Raw genomic sequence first — 13,641 nt, 5'->3', positions numbered from 1 at the left:
CGGTAATAAGTTCGTATGGTCTGATAGCGTTGGCTACATTACTGAAATGTATTGCATATGCTTAGCTAGGGGTGTAGGCTGAGCCTTGTGATAGGGAGAGACTGAGATGCGAGACAAGCGCGAGCGGTTCCTCACGCTAGCGGAGAACCGCGTCAACAGGTTGTTGAAGGAAATCCAGCTCGTCGGGAACCTTGGTAACCGCGCGAACTATCAGTACACCGCGGATGAAGTACGCAAGATCTTTGTGGCGATCGAAACTGAGATCAAGACGGCTCGACGTCGGTTTGATGAACGCACAGATTCAGCCGACAGCGGCTTCAAGCTCTAACAGGGGAACGGGTTAATGGAACGCAAGTTTGTTGAGCAACTTCTTGGTGCGACTTCGGTGCCGGATATGACCGCGTTTTCGACTGACTTGCAAAAGAGCAAAGTCAAAGTGAAGTGGCTGCCGGTCGGAAACAAAGACAACAACCTTGCGACCATCAACTTGGGCAGCGATTCGGCTGCCGGACTCATTGAACGAGTAACGAACGCGATTGATGCGGTGATCGATCGCGAGTGGATTCAGCAGGGTTGTCCAGAAGGTTTTAGGACGCCGCGTTCTGCTACGTCAGCGTGGTTCGCAGTTCCGGAGGGTCACCTTGGAAGCGTCCCGAAGGAAGATCTGAAGCAGTTTGAAGAACTTTCGAAGAGGGTTGTCGTCACCCTGCAGGACTCAAACAACGCTGAATATCCGACGGTCGACATTCGCGACAAGGGAATTGGACTTCTCCCAAGTGAGTTCGGAGACTCGATTCTTAGTCTGAATAACAGCAGAAAGCTCAAGAAGCTCTTCCTCTCGGGCGCCTTTGGGCAGGGTGGTTCCACGGCACTCGCGTACTCGCCGTACACGATCATCTTTTCTCGGAAGGCAGCCGTTGGCAAAGACATGGCTGGACCGCTGGGGTTTACCGTGGTCCGCTATAACGCTGGCAACACTGAGCAGGACAAGCACGGGCTCTACGAATACATGGTCGATCCCAAGACCCTGAAACCGTTCTTTATCGATTGCGAAGATGAGTGGTTTGAGCCAGGGACGCTGGTTCGTCATGTACACATGAAAGTCCAGAAGTACGCATCCGTAATGACGTCCCCTACGGGATCGCTATGGTGGCTGGCACACAACTACCTGTTTGATCCCGTGATGCCGTTTCGCATCGAGGAGAACAGGAAATCCAAAGTCAAAGACGCAACTGGTCGAATGGTCACCGGGAACAATCGGCGTCTCACGCAGGGTGATTCGGTCGAGTACCGGAACAGCGTGCATCTGCATTTCCGCGAAGGCAGAGTCGACATCCATTGGTGGGTTCTTTCAGCAGACGACGAGGCGGCTCGTGAAAGGATCAAGAACTACGCGATGATCTCCAAGCCGATCGTCGTGACGTTCAACGGTCAGAAGCAAGGTGACTTCCCCAATACGGTAATCAAGGACGAGGTGAAGCTTCCGTTCTTGGATAGGTATTTGATCGTCCAGGTCGACTGTGACCGGCTTGATGGCGAGTCAAGGCGCGAACTCTTTCCGACAACGCGGGAGACAATTCGCGATTCGCAGATTGGCGATGATCTTCGCCGATTGATCGTTGAGGCGTTGGCGGGCGATGAGAAGCTTCGCGAACTGGATCACAAGCGAAAGCAACGCTACATGAAGTCTCCGTCGGCACCTGACGATGCCATTCGCAAGCGGCTTGCAAAGCGAATCAAGTCATCGATGTTCACAGGCGGTGGCAAGGAAGGTCCGCGCACTGCGCCGCCGGAATCAACGCATGACTATCAGGAGCCAGCGGCGATCCCTGTAGTCGATCCGCCGAGCTTCTTGAAAATTACGAGTGCGTCTCCTCGAAAGGTGTATGCAGGAAGGACGTTCACGATCAAGTTTGAGACGGACGCGAGACCTGACTACTTCGCATCCCTTGATCACTTTATCGCTATCGTCAATCCGCCAACGTTCGGAACATTTCAAGGCTTGGCAAATGTGCGGGGAGGGCACGGCGTTGCCTACTTCCGTGCCATGGAAGACGTCGAAATCGGTGCGACCGCTTCTGTCACTCTTGAGGTAAGACCTCCGAGGGCTGCAAGCCTTAGCGACTCGCTAGATCTAGAGGCGATTGAACTACCGCAAACAACTGGCGCTGAGAAGGGCGATGCAAGAACGCCCAATCTCCGTATCGTTCGAGTTACGAAGGATGAGCCGTTCTATTCCGACCACGACTGGGATGGCAAGTCGGTTGCCCTTGTCGAGTCTGATGATGAGTCCACCAATGTATTCATCTCTGTGTCGAACGAGCGCCTTACGTCACTCGTTGCGCGGGCTCAAAGAAAGGACGAGTCTGCGGTTCAATCAGTTCTCGACTTCTATGTCGAACACGTAGCGTTCTATGCGGTCATTGACAGCCTATCTTCTCAGGCGCAACCCCGTAGAATTGAGGCGGAAGAGAACGATGATGATCACCGCAAAAAGGTCAGGGAAGACATCGCGTTGATCAACGCTTGCGATACGGTTTGCGGGATCATGGAAGCGTTGTTTGATGTGCTAGTGGTCGGTGCTCTGGAAACGGCGTGAGACCCAAATTGGATTGCATAGAATTGCCTGACGTTAGTGCTCTGGAAATATCGACACCTTGGTCCACACTTGGGCAGCGTTGGGGGCATTCATGGCACAAGATGTGTTCGTACTTGGGTACGTATCCGCCCTCGTTGGCGCGCGCCGCAATCGCACTCTTCAGTGATCCTGGCGATGTTGTTCTTGACCCGTTTTCCGGGCGGGGCACAACGATGTTGGAGGCTCGGCTAACCGGACGCCGTGCCTACGCGTCTGACCTCAATCCCATTGCGCTCGCGCTGTCGAGAGCTAAGAGCGCGTCTATCTCTTACGAGACGGCGATGGAGAGGATCGCCGAGCTCCGTGATGACTATGACCGCGTGCTCTATCGCCCAGAGGCGCAGATTCAACCCGAGCAAGTCCAGATCATCTATCACCCGGCAACGCTTGCGCAGCTTTGTTATCTGAGAAACATGCTGGTCGACTCACTTGAGCCGGCTGACGCATTCTTGCTTGGCTGCCTTCTGGGAATCATGCATGGGGCTGAGCGGCAGGACGGAACTTCCGCGTACGCATCGATAAGCATGCCGAACACATTCAGCATGTCGCCGAACTATGTTCGAAGGTATGTGGCACAGAACAGGTTGAATCGAGTTGAACGGGACGTCTTCTCGATGCTTGAAGACAAGGTCCGTAGATTGGCGGCTGATCCTGAGCCGAGAGAGTACGACGCGTGCGTTAGCGCTTGTGATGCCAAGCAGCTTGCAACGTGTGATGCGCTGCGGGACGTCATGGGGAAGGTCGACCTAATTGTTACCAGTCCACCCTACTTGGATGTGGTGAACTACGCCAAGCAAAATTGGATTAGGAACTGGCTTCTCGAAGAAGGCAGTACAAGCCATCTCGCAAAAAGCCTGGACGACGACTTAAACCTATCCGAATGGATGGGTTTCTCATCGCTTGTGCTAGATCAGATGAGGCAGGTTCTATCTCCCTCCGGTGTAATCGTCTTCGTTGTTGGCGACGTCGTGCGTCCACGCAAGGGTTCGATCAGTCTTGCTCGCGAGTTCATACGGCGAGTCGCCCACGATGGCCATTTTGGATTTGTTGGTTGTCTAGACGACCACATCGGCGCTGAGATCAAAACAACTCGAATCTGGGCAGATACGAAGGGGCGAGCAACGCAGATGGACCGGATCATCGTGCTCGCAAAGAATGAGCCCGAGATTCGAGTCAGCCAGTTGGATCAAGCATTTGAAGGCGCCGGCTTGATCGAAGACAGCAAGCGCTACCTTTCGGCGCGTCATCTCGCGGAGTACGCGCGCCAATTCGCAGGCACATAAGCTGGCTCTGGTGCCGCTTAGTTCTCAGCTGCCCTTAGGACTTCCCATATCCGGCATTTCAGACCGACGCAGATGCGCTGCAAGGTATCGAGCTGCAGGTTCTTTTCGCCGCGTTCGATAGCACTGTAGTAGGTCCGGTGCATGTCGATTGCGTCGGCAAAGCTTTCTTGGCTAAAGCCAGCCGCCTCCCGGCGCACCCGGAGAGCTTTCCCTAGTCGTTGCAGGAGAGTGACGGTCATAGCCGCACACCCTAGGAAAACGCCCCTTTTAGCTCTACAGATGCATAGGTAGACTACCTATAGGTAGCGCATCTGGCGAAGGGGAAATATGACTAAGGCAAGGTCGATCGCGGCAGGGGTAGTGGCACTGGTGGCAGCTGCTTGCAGCGGAACGGGTGAGGTAGCGATCGACTATCCAGCCAGCCAGCAAGCGTTCTTTTCACTGAACCAAGAGTGCCAAGACAAGTACGCGACTGGTCAGAACGATATTCAGAAGTCGCTCGCGTTCAATCAGTGCAATCAGGATCGCTTGCAGTTCTCGAAGGAACGGGAGATCAACGGCTGGGTCGGTGAGATCACTGACCTAAGCACGGATCAGGGCGCTGATGTTGTGTCGCTTACCATCAATGCAACGATCGACGGCTTCGACGTGGTGTTTGGCACCGTCACTAATCGTGTTTCCGACTACGCGACGGGTTCGATGATCACGCAGAAGAACCCACTCTTCAACGTGTTGGCGCAGATGAAGGAGGGCGACCTGGTGTCGTTCGACGCTACCTTTCTGCCACATCCGGAAAGCGACCGGGGAGTTTGGGAAAGCAGCCTGACCGAGCAGGGCTCAATGGACGCCCCAGAGTTCAGCATCCGGTTCGTCGATGTTCGACCCTATCGAGCTACGGCTACGGCTACGGCTACGGCTACGGCTGCGGCAGGCACCGGCGCATTGTTGGTGCAACCCAAAACATCCACTGGAGTGCCGCTGAACGTTGCAGAGGATGAGCCCTCGTACGACTCGGCATCGGAAGTGCAGCAGGATGAGCCAGAAACCACATCAGGCGAATCGGGCAACGACTCGCAATCCATCGTGGGCAGCGGCTACAGCGACGGGAAATTGAAACTTGTCGCTGCCGGCTTCGTTCCCGAAGCTGAGCTTAGCGACGCCTATCCGCACGAGGTTGATGGGAATCCTGGGAGTTGTGGGAACGCGGGATGTTCCGTTCCTTGGAGGCATCCGGGAAGCGGCGAAGGCGTCTGCATCGGACTGGACGTTAATGATGACGTTGACCAGTCGCGGTGGAAAATCTCTGCTGTGCATGGCGGAGAGTGCGATTAGTCACCGTTGCCGTCATAGATAGCGCTTACGCAGTCTTTCCTGCACTTCTTGGCTTTCGATGATCAACGAAGTTCCGTCCTTAACAAAGTCGCGAAGTAGGGTTGATGGCTCTGTTCCGACGAGATCGGCGACAGCCTTCAAGCGCTCGTCTAGAACGTCACCAATTCGGAAGTTGCGAATTCTTCGCTTGGAGTTCTTCATTTCATTTCCTATGTAGGCTCATTGCCTGCTGGTGTGTCAGATAGATCAGGTTCGCCAGCAGTGCCAGTCGCGCTTCTACGCTATCGGATTCCCAATTCCGGACGAGGCGCGCTCGGATGGACTCGATAGCCTCGCCATGATCGGGATAGCCAGTCGTGTTGGCGCATTCGCTAGCGTCGGCGAATCGAATCAGGCTGGTCATTGATCGCCTCCTTGATGGTAGTTCGATAGCGGTAGTACGTTGGTATTTAGGTGTACGGCTGGCTTTGCTTAGTGGAGTAGTTCGACCAAGCCTCCACGCTCTTCACAGGTTCGATGAGATGGGCGTTGACTCGAAACGGTCGATAGGGGCTTTTGATTGCAAGGCTGTCTAGATCCAAGCGGAGCTGCTTGCGCAGTCCGTTGTCCCTCCAGATCTTGTGCGAGTACGCCGACTGGACCGCAAGGAAGCCGTGGTAGTGGTAGAAGCCTTTCGGCGAGCATTCGACGACCCAGTCATGGTCGATCTTCGCCTTGAATGGAAGGCAGCGCTTCACCCGATAGATGAAGTGGTTATCCCAGTAGTGGCGCATCTTGTCGGACTTGGCGACCGCCTCGCTTGCTACGTAGGTAGACAGCGTTACGGAATAGACGGCGTGTCCGATGGCTCGGTAGTGGCGGTATTTGTCAATTAGAGGTGTCGTTAGAGTCATCATTTGATTTAAGGGTTTCTTTTGGGCGAAGTAATCCGATAGGGCATGCCTCGCGACATGCACTTCGGACCGGCGATTTGGTACTTACATCCCCAACAGAGGGAACGCCGAATGCGGATGGATCTAGTCCATCCCTATTTAGTAATCCGGACGTTTTACCGTGGGGTGGGTCTGGGCTAGCTGGGTGAATCCACGCGGTGCTCGTTCGGCGCGATGAGCTTCAGCGGACGTTCCAGGCGCTTACTTTCGCGCTCAGCCCGCTTGGCTTCGTGCTGGCGCCAATAGTCCTCGTAGCGCTTGCTCCAGAATTCCTGCGGCGGGAACTCGTATCGAGCCGACGTCAGGTCAGGCTTGATCATCAGCAGAAAGTCATTCGGACCCGGGCAGATGGTGTTCATCGGGTCGAAGTGAGCCGAGTGGATGTAGCTCAGTTGCGGTTCCCGAAGCGGCACGAGCTGGCTGACAAACTTCCAGAAGTCTTCACCAGTCTCGGCAAAGTCGTCCTCGTGGCAGTAGTCGATACGGAAGCCGAACTCGAATCCATCGCCGTCCTCCTCCACGACGGTGTAGAACCGATCAGGTCCGATCCCCGCCATGACCAGCCATAGCGTGATCCGTTCCGAGACTCGACTCAGATTCACCATCAGCGGCTCGTACTCGACAGCCACCGCACAATCGAACGCATCAAATCCTGGTGCAAGCATTGCTCTTCTCCAATTTTGGTTACCACGTTGGTGTGGAGATGCCAGCGTAGAGAATCGAAAACCCAATGTTTTCCGGCGACTGTTTGAGCGGGGGAAGATGGCTCGACTTGGTAGAGATCAGTAGCCGGCGGGAGGCATGGCTACCCGATAAGACGCCCCCGGATGGAGCGCCTTCTGGACCGGCGATTTGGTGCTTACATCCCCAACAGAGGGAACGCCGATCGCGGAAGGATCTGGTCCAACCCTATTTAGCAATTCGGGCGTTTTACCGAGCCCGACGGACGTGGACCACAGCGGCGAGAGAGGCGGCGAGAGAGGCGGCGAGAGAGGCGGCGAGAGAGGCGGCGAGACAGGCAGCGAGGCAGGCAGCGAGGCAGGCAGCGAGGCAGGCAGCGAGGCAGGCAGCGAGGCAGGCAGCGAGGCAGGCAGCGAGGCAGGCAGCGAGGCAGGCAGCGAGGCAGGCAGCGAGGCAGGCAGCGAGGCAGGCAGCGAGGCAGGCAGCGAGGCAGGCAGCGAGGCAGGCAGCGAGGCAGGCAGCGAGGCAGCGACGAGCGACCCCGGTTCTTGATTGTTGCGCCAGCTTTGGGCTCTCAACCGAGCGCTTTCGTAAAGCTCGCTGTAGCGTGCTTTACGGGGTGTAAAGATAAGCATGGAAAGCTTTACGAGAGCCCTGCCGGGAGGCATGCTCAATGGGTGAGAAGGGGCTGAAAACATTGGGTTTTTCCGCAGGCATGCTGTCCCTTCACTAGACGCTTTCAAGCGAGGGAGGGATCGATATGGGGGTTTACGGTTACGCGCGCGTCTCAACGCTGGCGCAGGCTAGAGAGGGGGAGAGCCTTGAAGCGCAGAGTCGCCAAATAGATGCCTACGCCGTCTCCAAGGGCTTAGATCTCTCGGCGGACGACATCTTCGTAGAGGCGGGGGTCAGCGGCGGGGTCGAGTTTCAGCAGCGTCCAGAGGGCGCCCGGCTCTTCAACCTAGTTCAGAAGGGAGATCTGATCATCTTCCCCAAGCTCGACCGGGCTTTCCGCAACACCCGTAACGCCCTGAACGTCTTGCACGACTTAAAGGAGAGGGGTGTCCACATCCACTTCATCGACCTTGGCGGCGACGTGACCGGCAACGGAATCGGCGCGATCGTGTTCACGATCCTCTCGGCATTTGCGACCTTCGAGAAGGAGCGAATAGCAACTCGCATCCGCGAGGTGAAGCAAATCAAGAAGGCGCAAGGCAAATTTACTGGGGGACGACGGGCATTCGGCTACGAGGTCGTTGATCTGGTCAAGGTTCCAAAGCCTGACGAACAGAAGATCATCGCGGAGATGAAAGTTCGTCGCGGGAAAGGTGACAGCTATCGCGGCATCGAGAAGTGGCTGAGCGAAAAGAAGAAGCTAAACATCTCAGCAATGGGCATCAGGCACATCCTCAATGAAGCCATCTGAGTCTATTCAAACACTCCACATCTACACCCGAGTCTCCACGGCGGCACAGGAGGACAACGGAACTTCGCTTGCATCGCAAGAGAAGCTAGGGCGTGACCGGGCGAAAACCTTGGGGTTTGCAGCGAAGCATTGGAACGAGGGCGGCAAGAGCTCCAACCACGAGGAAATTTCGGGAAGACCCGTACTGCAAGCATTGGTTAACGACATCATCAGTGGTGATGTAAAGCACATCTTTGTCTACGATCAGTCTCGGTTGTCTCGAAACGACAACGTGGCTTCGGCGATTCGCTATCAGTGCAAAAAGCACGGAGTGACGCTCTATACGAGGGACGGTAGGTACGATTTCACGAACGCGTCGGATACTTTCCTAAAGCAAGTGCTTGATGCCATGTCGGAATTCGATAACGCAGGTAGGGCGGAAAGAACACGTCTTGGCAAGCTTCAGCGGGTCAAGCAGAACCAGTGGCACGGTGGAGCGCCTGTGTTCGGCTACAAGCTGGAGAGCAAGAAGCTTGTTGTCGAAAAGGCTGAGTCTGAGAAGGTCAAGGAGATGTTCCAACGCTACGCCTCGGGTGAGTCGACATACGCGATCAAGAAGTACTTGGATAAGAGCGGTGTTCTACCTAGGCGGGGAGGTGCTTGGACCCGCGGTTCTATCCTCAAGATATTTCAGAACACTCACTACATCGGGCACTACCTCTACCGAGACAAGAAGTCGGAAGAGGAAATCAGGATCACGTGCAGCCCCATCGTTCCGAATGCTCTCTGGCAGTCGGTTCAGGTGAAACGCGAGGCAGTGCTACTTCGGAAGGGGCAGGTCAATCGCACCAAGCACTTCTACTTGCTCCGTGACCTCATGCACTGCGGCTTCTGTGATGCCCCGCTCGGCGCACGAACGAAGCCATCCAAGCATGAGCACTTCTACTATTGTCCGAGCAAGGAGCGACGGTGGAAGGAGGGAGTTGAGCCCAAGGTCAAGCATTCAAAGAAGGACGGATGCGGGTTTGCCAGGTCGATGAATATCGGGCAGGCGGACAAGCTCGTTTGGGATGTGGTTGTTGACGTCCACTCGAAGTCGAGCTTGCTGAAGGAAGAGGTCAAGAAGCGGCTGATCGGAGGCATAGTTGCGCCGGATACGGGCTACGAAGCTACTCTCAAGAAGAACGCCAAGAGCATCAAGGCATGCGAGAAAGAGCTTCAGCGAGCCGATGAAGCGATAACCGAAGTAGAGGTGGACTATCGTCTGGGTCGCTTCGACGCGAAGAAGTACTCGCAGGTCATGAAGGGGCTTCAGGCTCAACGAAACGTGCTGCTTGCCCGTATCGAAGTGCTGAAGGAGGGCGTGAAGAACCAAGCCCTAGAGAAGAAGTGGGTCGATTGGGTGAAAGCGTTCGGCGATGAGGTCAAGCTCAAGTCGAAGTTGACGCCGGAAGATAAGAAGAACTACCTCCGCGGGATGGTCGAGCGCATCGACGTGAAGTTCCTTGCCGAGACCAAGGAGCACCAGCTTGAGATTAGGTTCACTAAGCCGATCGTGGGCGACGGCATCGTTCCACTGAAGCAGAAGGGCTACAAGCTACGGAAGGGCTCAGCAAGCAAGCGCATTGCGCTGAAGATGCAGGGTTCGTCCGGAAAACGACTGACCCCCGTTGGAAACAATTCCGTTACGGTGGAGTAGCGCCGCGTGTTGCGATGGCCGGACGAGCGCCTGCCGATCGAGCGGTTTGCTTCCATCGCGCTCGCGCTAGGGCTCTTAGGGGTGTTCGGGTTGACCTGGCTGCATGCTGCCGGCGTTTTGGGGCTGGCCCGCCAGCCCTTGGTGCTACTGCTCTGGCTGTCATTGCTGCTGGCCGCGGTGTCATTGCCGCTGGCTTGGTGGCGTAGCGGCGTGATCCGCACCGAGGGCGGGTCGACTCATCGCGCGAGGCAGCCGGCGAAGTACTGGATCGGCTTCGTTGCGTTCGGGTTGGTGCTGGAAGCGCTTATCGCGACGCTGGTATTCATCGGTTGGCGCATCTGGAATGGCTAGCGTGAGAAGATGCAGGCAGCAACAAAAAAGCCCGGCGACTGCCGGGCTTTTTTGTTGCTGCGGGTGAGGCGATCAATCCACCGGCGCGTAGCGCAGGGTCAGGAAGAACTCGCGGCCGGGCTGGTGGTAGAACGCGGCCGTCTCGTACTGGCGATCGAAGACGTTGGCGGCGCGTGCCTGCAGCGTCCACGCCGGCGTGAACGCATACTCGGCGCGCACGTCGAGGGTCGCGTAGCCGCCCAGGCGGCGGGTGTTGGCGGCGTCGTCGAAGCGCGCACCCGAGCCGATCCCGGTGAAGCCGAGGCGGAAATCCCCGAAAGCGCGGTCCAGCTCGATGCGCGCGCTGTGCCGCGCGCGACGCGGCAGGCGGTTGCCGGCATTGGCGCCGCCGCCGCGGTTCTCGGTGTCGAGGACGCTGGCGCTGGCAGCGACGGTCCAGTCAGCGAAGGCGGTGTCGACGCCGAGTTCGGCGCCGCGCAGGCGGGCGCTGTCGAGGTTCTGCGGCACGAACATCGCGTCCAGCGAGATCAGGTCGTCGACGCGGGTGCTGAAGCCGTCCAGGCGCCAGCTGGCGCGGTCGCCGCGGTACGCGACGCCGGCTTCCCAGCTCTTCGATTCCTCGGGCACGAGGTTCGGGTTGCTGGTCGGGAAGCCGCCGAACGCGGGGAAATACAGCTCGTTGAAGGTCGGCGCCTTGAACGCGGTGCCGTAGCCAATCGTGGCGCGCCAGCCCTGCGCGAACGCGATGCCCCACGCGGCGCTGCCGGTGGTGTGGGTGCCGAACTGCTCGTTGTCGTCGTGGCGCGCGCTGGCCTCGAGCGACTGCGCGCCGAACGTGGCCTGGTACTGCGCGAACACGGCGTGGTTGTCGCGCTGCGTTTCATCGTAGGCGGTGCTGCTGTCGACGCGGTCGCGCAGCCAGTCCAGGCCCACGCTCAGCAACTGGCCCTCGCCCAGGCCGAAGTCGCCCTGCAGCGTGGCGCTGTCGCGGTCGGTGTCGAAGTGGCCCAGGTCGGCTTCGACGAAGCGGCCGCTGAAGCTGTCGAACTTGCGCAGAAAGTTGTCCGACGCGTCGGTGTTGCGGCCGACGCTGGCCTGCAGCTGCAGCCGCTGCGACGGGCGCCAGCTCGCCTTGCCGCCGAGCACCTGCTGCACGGTCTTGGACAGGTTGCCGAAGTCGCCGTCGTACTCGTTGCGGCCCTCGGCGCGCAGCGCGTGGGCGTCGAACTTCCACGCCTCGCTGGCATCGAAGCCGCCGCGCAGCGACAGCGAGCGGCTGCGGTAGGCGTCGCGGTCGGGTTCGGTGGTGAAGCAGCCGGCGAACACCGGGAAACCGATGCCACGGCAGGCATCGATGCCCTCGTCGTTGAGGTAGGACGCGTCGGCGCCGAACCAGCCGCGCCCGAGTCGGCCGCCGAAACCGACGCTGCCTTCGGCGAAGCCGTGGCTGCCGACCGTGGCGCTGGCGCGTGGCGCGCTGCGGTCGCGGTCGCTGCCGGCGCCGCGACGGGTGAACAGCTGGATCACGCCGCCGATCGCCTCGCTGCCGTACAGGCTCGAGCGCGGGCCGCGCACGATTTCGATGCGTTCGATCAGCGCCAGCGGCAGGTCCTGGAACGCGGCCAGCCCGGAGGTTGCCGAGCCGATGCGCACGCCGTCGACCAGCACCAGCACGTGGTCGGATTCGCTGCCGCGCAGGAACGCCGTGGTCAGCTTGCCGCTGCCGCCCTGATTAGACAGCGAGATGCCGGCGCGGCCGCGCAGCAGCTCGGGCAGCGAGCGCGCCTGGCTGCGTGCGATCGCGTCCTGGTCGATCACCTCGACCGGCGCAAGCGCGGCGTTGGCACTAGTCGGAGTGCGCGTGGCGGTGACGACCACGTCGTCCAGCTCGGTGGCCGGATCGGGCGACGAGCGTCCGACTTGCGCGTGGGCGAGGGCGGGCAGGCCGATGGCGAAGGCCACGGCCAGGGACAACGTGCTCAGCGAAAACGGGCTGGGTGACAGCAGGCGAAACGACATCGGGGATTCTCCAGCGCGGGCGCGCATCAGTGCAGGAAAGCCGCGTGGAGAAGGCAGGCGCCGCGAAGACGGGCGCGCGCAGGCGGCCCGTGTCGCTGCGCAATGCCCACCGCATCGCAACCAGTCGTGCATCGAGGCCGGTCTCCGGACTCGCGAGCGGGGCGCAGGGATCCGGCTGGGGACCTGCACTCCAGCCGCGACGCCTTCCCATGGGCTGCTTGCGCAGGAGCCACAGTGGCGGATGTCGCGGTTTGACTCGCTTACCGTTGCGGGGGCAGTGCCGGGCTGGTCGCACGTGGTCGTGGACGTCACCGGCTTCCCGTTTCAGCCCCTTGGCTTGCGCCGCGGGGTCACCTCAAAGCGCGCGCAGTCTACGCCAGCGATGGCGCCGGCGTCTGCCGCGCAGGGAGATCAGCCGTCGGAGTCGTCGGGGCCGGCGCGCATCGCCACGGTGTCGGCGGTGAGCACGGTGGTGGTCACCGGGCCGGCCGGCGGCCGGTAGCGCGGCGGCGGCAGCAGTGCGATTGCGGCTTCGGCGGCGCTGACCAGTTCGTGGCGGCGCTGGTCGGGAATCTCCTGCCAGTGGCAGTCGCCGAGCGCGCCCTCGATCGCGTACAGCAGGTTCAAAGTCGGCTTGAAGCCGGCCCGCTTGACGCGCATGAACGCCTCGACCGTGCCGATCGCGGCGATGTCATCGTGAGAGCGCAACCCTACCTGGCGCAACCAGGCGGCGGACTTGGGGCCGATGTTGCGCAATTTTTCAGCGGTCATGCGAGCGACTCCAAGTAGGCCTGGGCGATGGCTTCCAGACCTTGCTGGTCGTCCGCGTCGAAGCGGTCCAACTGCGGGCTGTCAATATCCAGAACGCCAAACAGCGCACCATCAGGCCGCACCAGCGGCACCACCACTTCCGATTGCGAGGCCGAATCGCAGGCGATGTGGCCGGGGAACGCATGCACGTCGGCGATGCGCTGGGTCTGCCGGGTCGACGCAGCTGCGCCGCACACGCCCTTGTCCAGCGGGATGCGCACGCATGCCGGCAGGCCCTGGAACGGACCGACCACCAGCTCGATGCCATCGAACAAGTAGAAGCCGGCCCAGTTCAACCCCGGCACGCCGTGGTAGATCAGCGCCGACAGGTTGGCGGCATTGGCGATCGGGTCGCGCTCGCCGGCCAGCAGCGCGCGTGCCTGGGCGAGGAGTTGGGCGTACTGCTCCGGCTTGCTGCCGGTAAGGGTGTGGGCGGAGAACATGCCCGAAGTGTAGCGCCGCGCACGGCGCGACGCGGCCGCGCAGTACGC

At 59.4% G+C, this 13,641-nt stretch carries 16 protein-coding genes and 1 riboswitch; of the genes, 8 read left to right on the top strand and 8 right to left on the bottom strand.

Features of this window, described 5'->3' with window-relative positions:
* Positions 1–106 precede the first annotated feature (106 nt).
* The 3 genes from ACFQZQ_RS12540 to ACFQZQ_RS12530 all read left to right on the top strand — a co-directional run bounded on the left by ACFQZQ_RS12540 (position 107) and on the right by ACFQZQ_RS12530 (position 3,921).
* Complete coding sequence (locus ACFQZQ_RS12540) at positions 107–328, top strand: hypothetical protein (RefSeq protein ID WP_386813182.1); 222 nt, start codon at positions 107–109, stop codon at positions 326–328.
* A 15-nt stretch (positions 329–343) separates the two neighbouring features.
* Positions 344–2,599, top strand: a complete 2,256-nt coding sequence (locus ACFQZQ_RS12535; protein ID WP_386813181.1) for a hypothetical protein — start codon at positions 344–346, stop codon at positions 2,597–2,599.
* Between the two features lie 101 nt (positions 2,600–2,700).
* A complete protein-coding gene (locus ACFQZQ_RS12530) occupies positions 2,701–3,921 on the top strand; it encodes a DNA methyltransferase (RefSeq protein ID WP_386813180.1) in 1,221 nt (406 codons plus the stop codon).
* A 17-nt stretch (positions 3,922–3,938) separates the two neighbouring features.
* Here the strand turns inward: ACFQZQ_RS12530 and ACFQZQ_RS12525 are convergent, their stop codons facing one another.
* The gene (locus tag ACFQZQ_RS12525) at positions 3,939–4,160 is read right to left on the bottom strand and encodes a helix-turn-helix domain-containing protein (RefSeq protein ID WP_386813178.1); all 222 of its coding nucleotides are present in this window, start codon (positions 4,158–4,160) and stop codon (positions 3,939–3,941) included.
* A 121-nt stretch (positions 4,161–4,281) separates the two neighbouring features.
* Between ACFQZQ_RS12525 and ACFQZQ_RS12520 the strand changes: the two genes are divergently transcribed.
* Positions 4,282–5,253 carry a hypothetical protein gene (locus ACFQZQ_RS12520; protein WP_386813177.1) on the top strand — a complete coding sequence of 324 codons (972 nt, stop codon included), beginning with the start codon at positions 4,282–4,284 and terminating at the stop codon, positions 5,251–5,253.
* Between the two features lie 12 nt (positions 5,254–5,265).
* On the opposite strand, the gene ACFQZQ_RS12515 is transcribed toward ACFQZQ_RS12520, so the two are convergent.
* The 4 genes from ACFQZQ_RS12515 to ACFQZQ_RS12500 all read right to left on the bottom strand — a co-directional run bounded on the left by ACFQZQ_RS12515 (position 5,266) and on the right by ACFQZQ_RS12500 (position 6,850).
* Entirely contained in the window at positions 5,266–5,454 is a 189-nt protein-coding gene (locus tag ACFQZQ_RS12515) for a hypothetical protein (protein WP_386813176.1), read from the bottom strand.
* 1 nt (position 5,455) lies between these two features.
* Entirely contained in the window at positions 5,456–5,656 is a 201-nt protein-coding gene (locus ACFQZQ_RS12510) for a hypothetical protein (RefSeq protein ID WP_386813175.1), read from the bottom strand.
* Positions 5,657–5,702: 46 nt separating this feature from the next.
* Positions 5,703–6,146 (bottom strand): hypothetical protein, encoded by a 444-nt coding sequence (locus ACFQZQ_RS12505; protein WP_386813173.1) that lies wholly within the window; start codon positions 6,144–6,146, stop codon positions 5,703–5,705.
* A 176-nt stretch (positions 6,147–6,322) separates the two neighbouring features.
* Complete coding sequence (locus ACFQZQ_RS12500; protein ID WP_386813172.1) at positions 6,323–6,850, bottom strand: hypothetical protein; 528 nt, start codon at positions 6,848–6,850, stop codon at positions 6,323–6,325.
* 283 nt (positions 6,851–7,133) lie between these two features.
* On the opposite strand from ACFQZQ_RS12500, the gene ACFQZQ_RS12495 reads away from it, so the two are divergent.
* The 4 genes from ACFQZQ_RS12495 (at position 7,134) to ACFQZQ_RS12480 (ending at position 10,321) form a co-directional block, all read left to right on the top strand.
* Positions 7,134–7,418: a hypothetical protein gene (locus ACFQZQ_RS12495; RefSeq protein ID WP_386813170.1), complete on the top strand. Its 285-nt coding sequence runs from the start codon at positions 7,134–7,136 to the stop codon at positions 7,416–7,418.
* Positions 7,419–7,626: 208 nt separating this feature from the next.
* Positions 7,627–8,292 carry a recombinase family protein gene (locus tag ACFQZQ_RS12490; protein WP_386813169.1) on the top strand — a complete coding sequence of 222 codons (666 nt, stop codon included), beginning with the start codon at positions 7,627–7,629 and terminating at the stop codon, positions 8,290–8,292.
* The gene (locus ACFQZQ_RS12485; protein ID WP_386813168.1) at positions 8,279–9,970 is read left to right on the top strand and encodes a recombinase family protein; all 1,692 of its coding nucleotides are present in this window, start codon (positions 8,279–8,281) and stop codon (positions 9,968–9,970) included. The genes ACFQZQ_RS12490 and ACFQZQ_RS12485 overlap by 14 nt, the downstream gene beginning before the upstream one ends.
* A 6-nt stretch (positions 9,971–9,976) precedes the next feature.
* Positions 9,977–10,321 (top strand): hypothetical protein, encoded by a 345-nt coding sequence (locus ACFQZQ_RS12480; RefSeq protein ID WP_386813166.1) that lies wholly within the window; start codon positions 9,977–9,979, stop codon positions 10,319–10,321.
* 72 nt (positions 10,322–10,393) lie between these two features.
* On the opposite strand, the gene btuB is transcribed toward ACFQZQ_RS12480, so the two are convergent.
* The 3 genes from btuB to ACFQZQ_RS12465 form a co-directional block, all read right to left on the bottom strand.
* Positions 10,394–12,340: a TonB-dependent vitamin B12 receptor gene (gene btuB / locus ACFQZQ_RS12475; protein WP_386813165.1), complete on the bottom strand. Its 1,947-nt coding sequence runs from the start codon at positions 12,338–12,340 to the stop codon at positions 10,394–10,396.
* A 118-nt stretch (positions 12,341–12,458) separates the two neighbouring features.
* Positions 12,459–12,713, bottom strand: a riboswitch (cobalamin riboswitch).
* A gap of 38 nt (positions 12,714–12,751) precedes the next feature.
* Complete coding sequence (locus tag ACFQZQ_RS12470; protein ID WP_386813164.1) at positions 12,752–13,111, bottom strand: TfoX/Sxy family protein; 360 nt, start codon at positions 13,109–13,111, stop codon at positions 12,752–12,754.
* Entirely contained in the window at positions 13,108–13,593 is a 486-nt protein-coding gene (locus tag ACFQZQ_RS12465) for a GAF domain-containing protein (protein WP_386813163.1), read from the bottom strand. The genes ACFQZQ_RS12470 and ACFQZQ_RS12465 overlap by 4 nt, the downstream gene beginning before the upstream one ends.
* Between the last annotated feature and the right edge of the window lie 48 nt (positions 13,594–13,641).

It is taken from the genome of Lysobacter koreensis (assembly GCF_042677045.1).
GTDB classification, from domain to species: Bacteria; Pseudomonadota; Gammaproteobacteria; order Xanthomonadales; family Xanthomonadaceae; genus Lysobacter_K; species Lysobacter_K koreensis.
Note: the sequence above shows the minus strand (reverse complement) of the source record. Positions and strands in the feature narration are given on the sequence as shown.

Bases quoted from the DNA above. Each gene is read 5' to 3' on its own strand.
- ACFQZQ_RS12515 (WP_386813176.1), bottom strand. From the start codon at position 5,454: ATGAAGAACTCCAAGCGAAGAATTCGCAACTTCCGAATTGGTGACGTT.
- ACFQZQ_RS12540 (WP_386813182.1), top strand. From the start codon at position 107: ATGCGAGACAAGCGCGAGCGGTTCCTCACGCTAGCGGAGAACCGCGTC.
- ACFQZQ_RS12500 (WP_386813172.1), bottom strand. From the start codon at position 6,850: ATGCTTGCACCAGGATTTGATGCGTTCGATTGTGCGGTGGCTGTCGAG.
- ACFQZQ_RS12465 (WP_386813163.1), bottom strand. From the start codon at position 13,593: ATGTTCTCCGCCCACACCCTTACCGGCAGCAAGCCGGAGCAGTACGCC.
- ACFQZQ_RS12490 (WP_386813169.1), top strand. From the start codon at position 7,627: ATGGGGGTTTACGGTTACGCGCGCGTCTCAACGCTGGCGCAGGCTAGA.
- ACFQZQ_RS12525 (WP_386813178.1), bottom strand. From the start codon at position 4,160: ATGACCGTCACTCTCCTGCAACGACTAGGGAAAGCTCTCCGGGTGCGC.
- btuB (WP_386813165.1), bottom strand. From the start codon at position 12,340: ATGTCGTTTCGCCTGCTGTCACCCAGCCCGTTTTCGCTGAGCACGTTG.
- ACFQZQ_RS12535 (WP_386813181.1), top strand. From the start codon at position 344: ATGGAACGCAAGTTTGTTGAGCAACTTCTTGGTGCGACTTCGGTGCCG.
- ACFQZQ_RS12505 (WP_386813173.1), bottom strand. From the start codon at position 6,146: ATGACTCTAACGACACCTCTAATTGACAAATACCGCCACTACCGAGCC.
- ACFQZQ_RS12470 (WP_386813164.1), bottom strand. From the start codon at position 13,111: ATGACCGCTGAAAAATTGCGCAACATCGGCCCCAAGTCCGCCGCCTGG.
- ACFQZQ_RS12485 (WP_386813168.1), top strand. From the start codon at position 8,279: ATGAAGCCATCTGAGTCTATTCAAACACTCCACATCTACACCCGAGTC.
- ACFQZQ_RS12530 (WP_386813180.1), top strand. From the start codon at position 2,701: ATGTGTTCGTACTTGGGTACGTATCCGCCCTCGTTGGCGCGCGCCGCA.
- ACFQZQ_RS12510 (WP_386813175.1), bottom strand. From the start codon at position 5,656: ATGACCAGCCTGATTCGATTCGCCGACGCTAGCGAATGCGCCAACACG.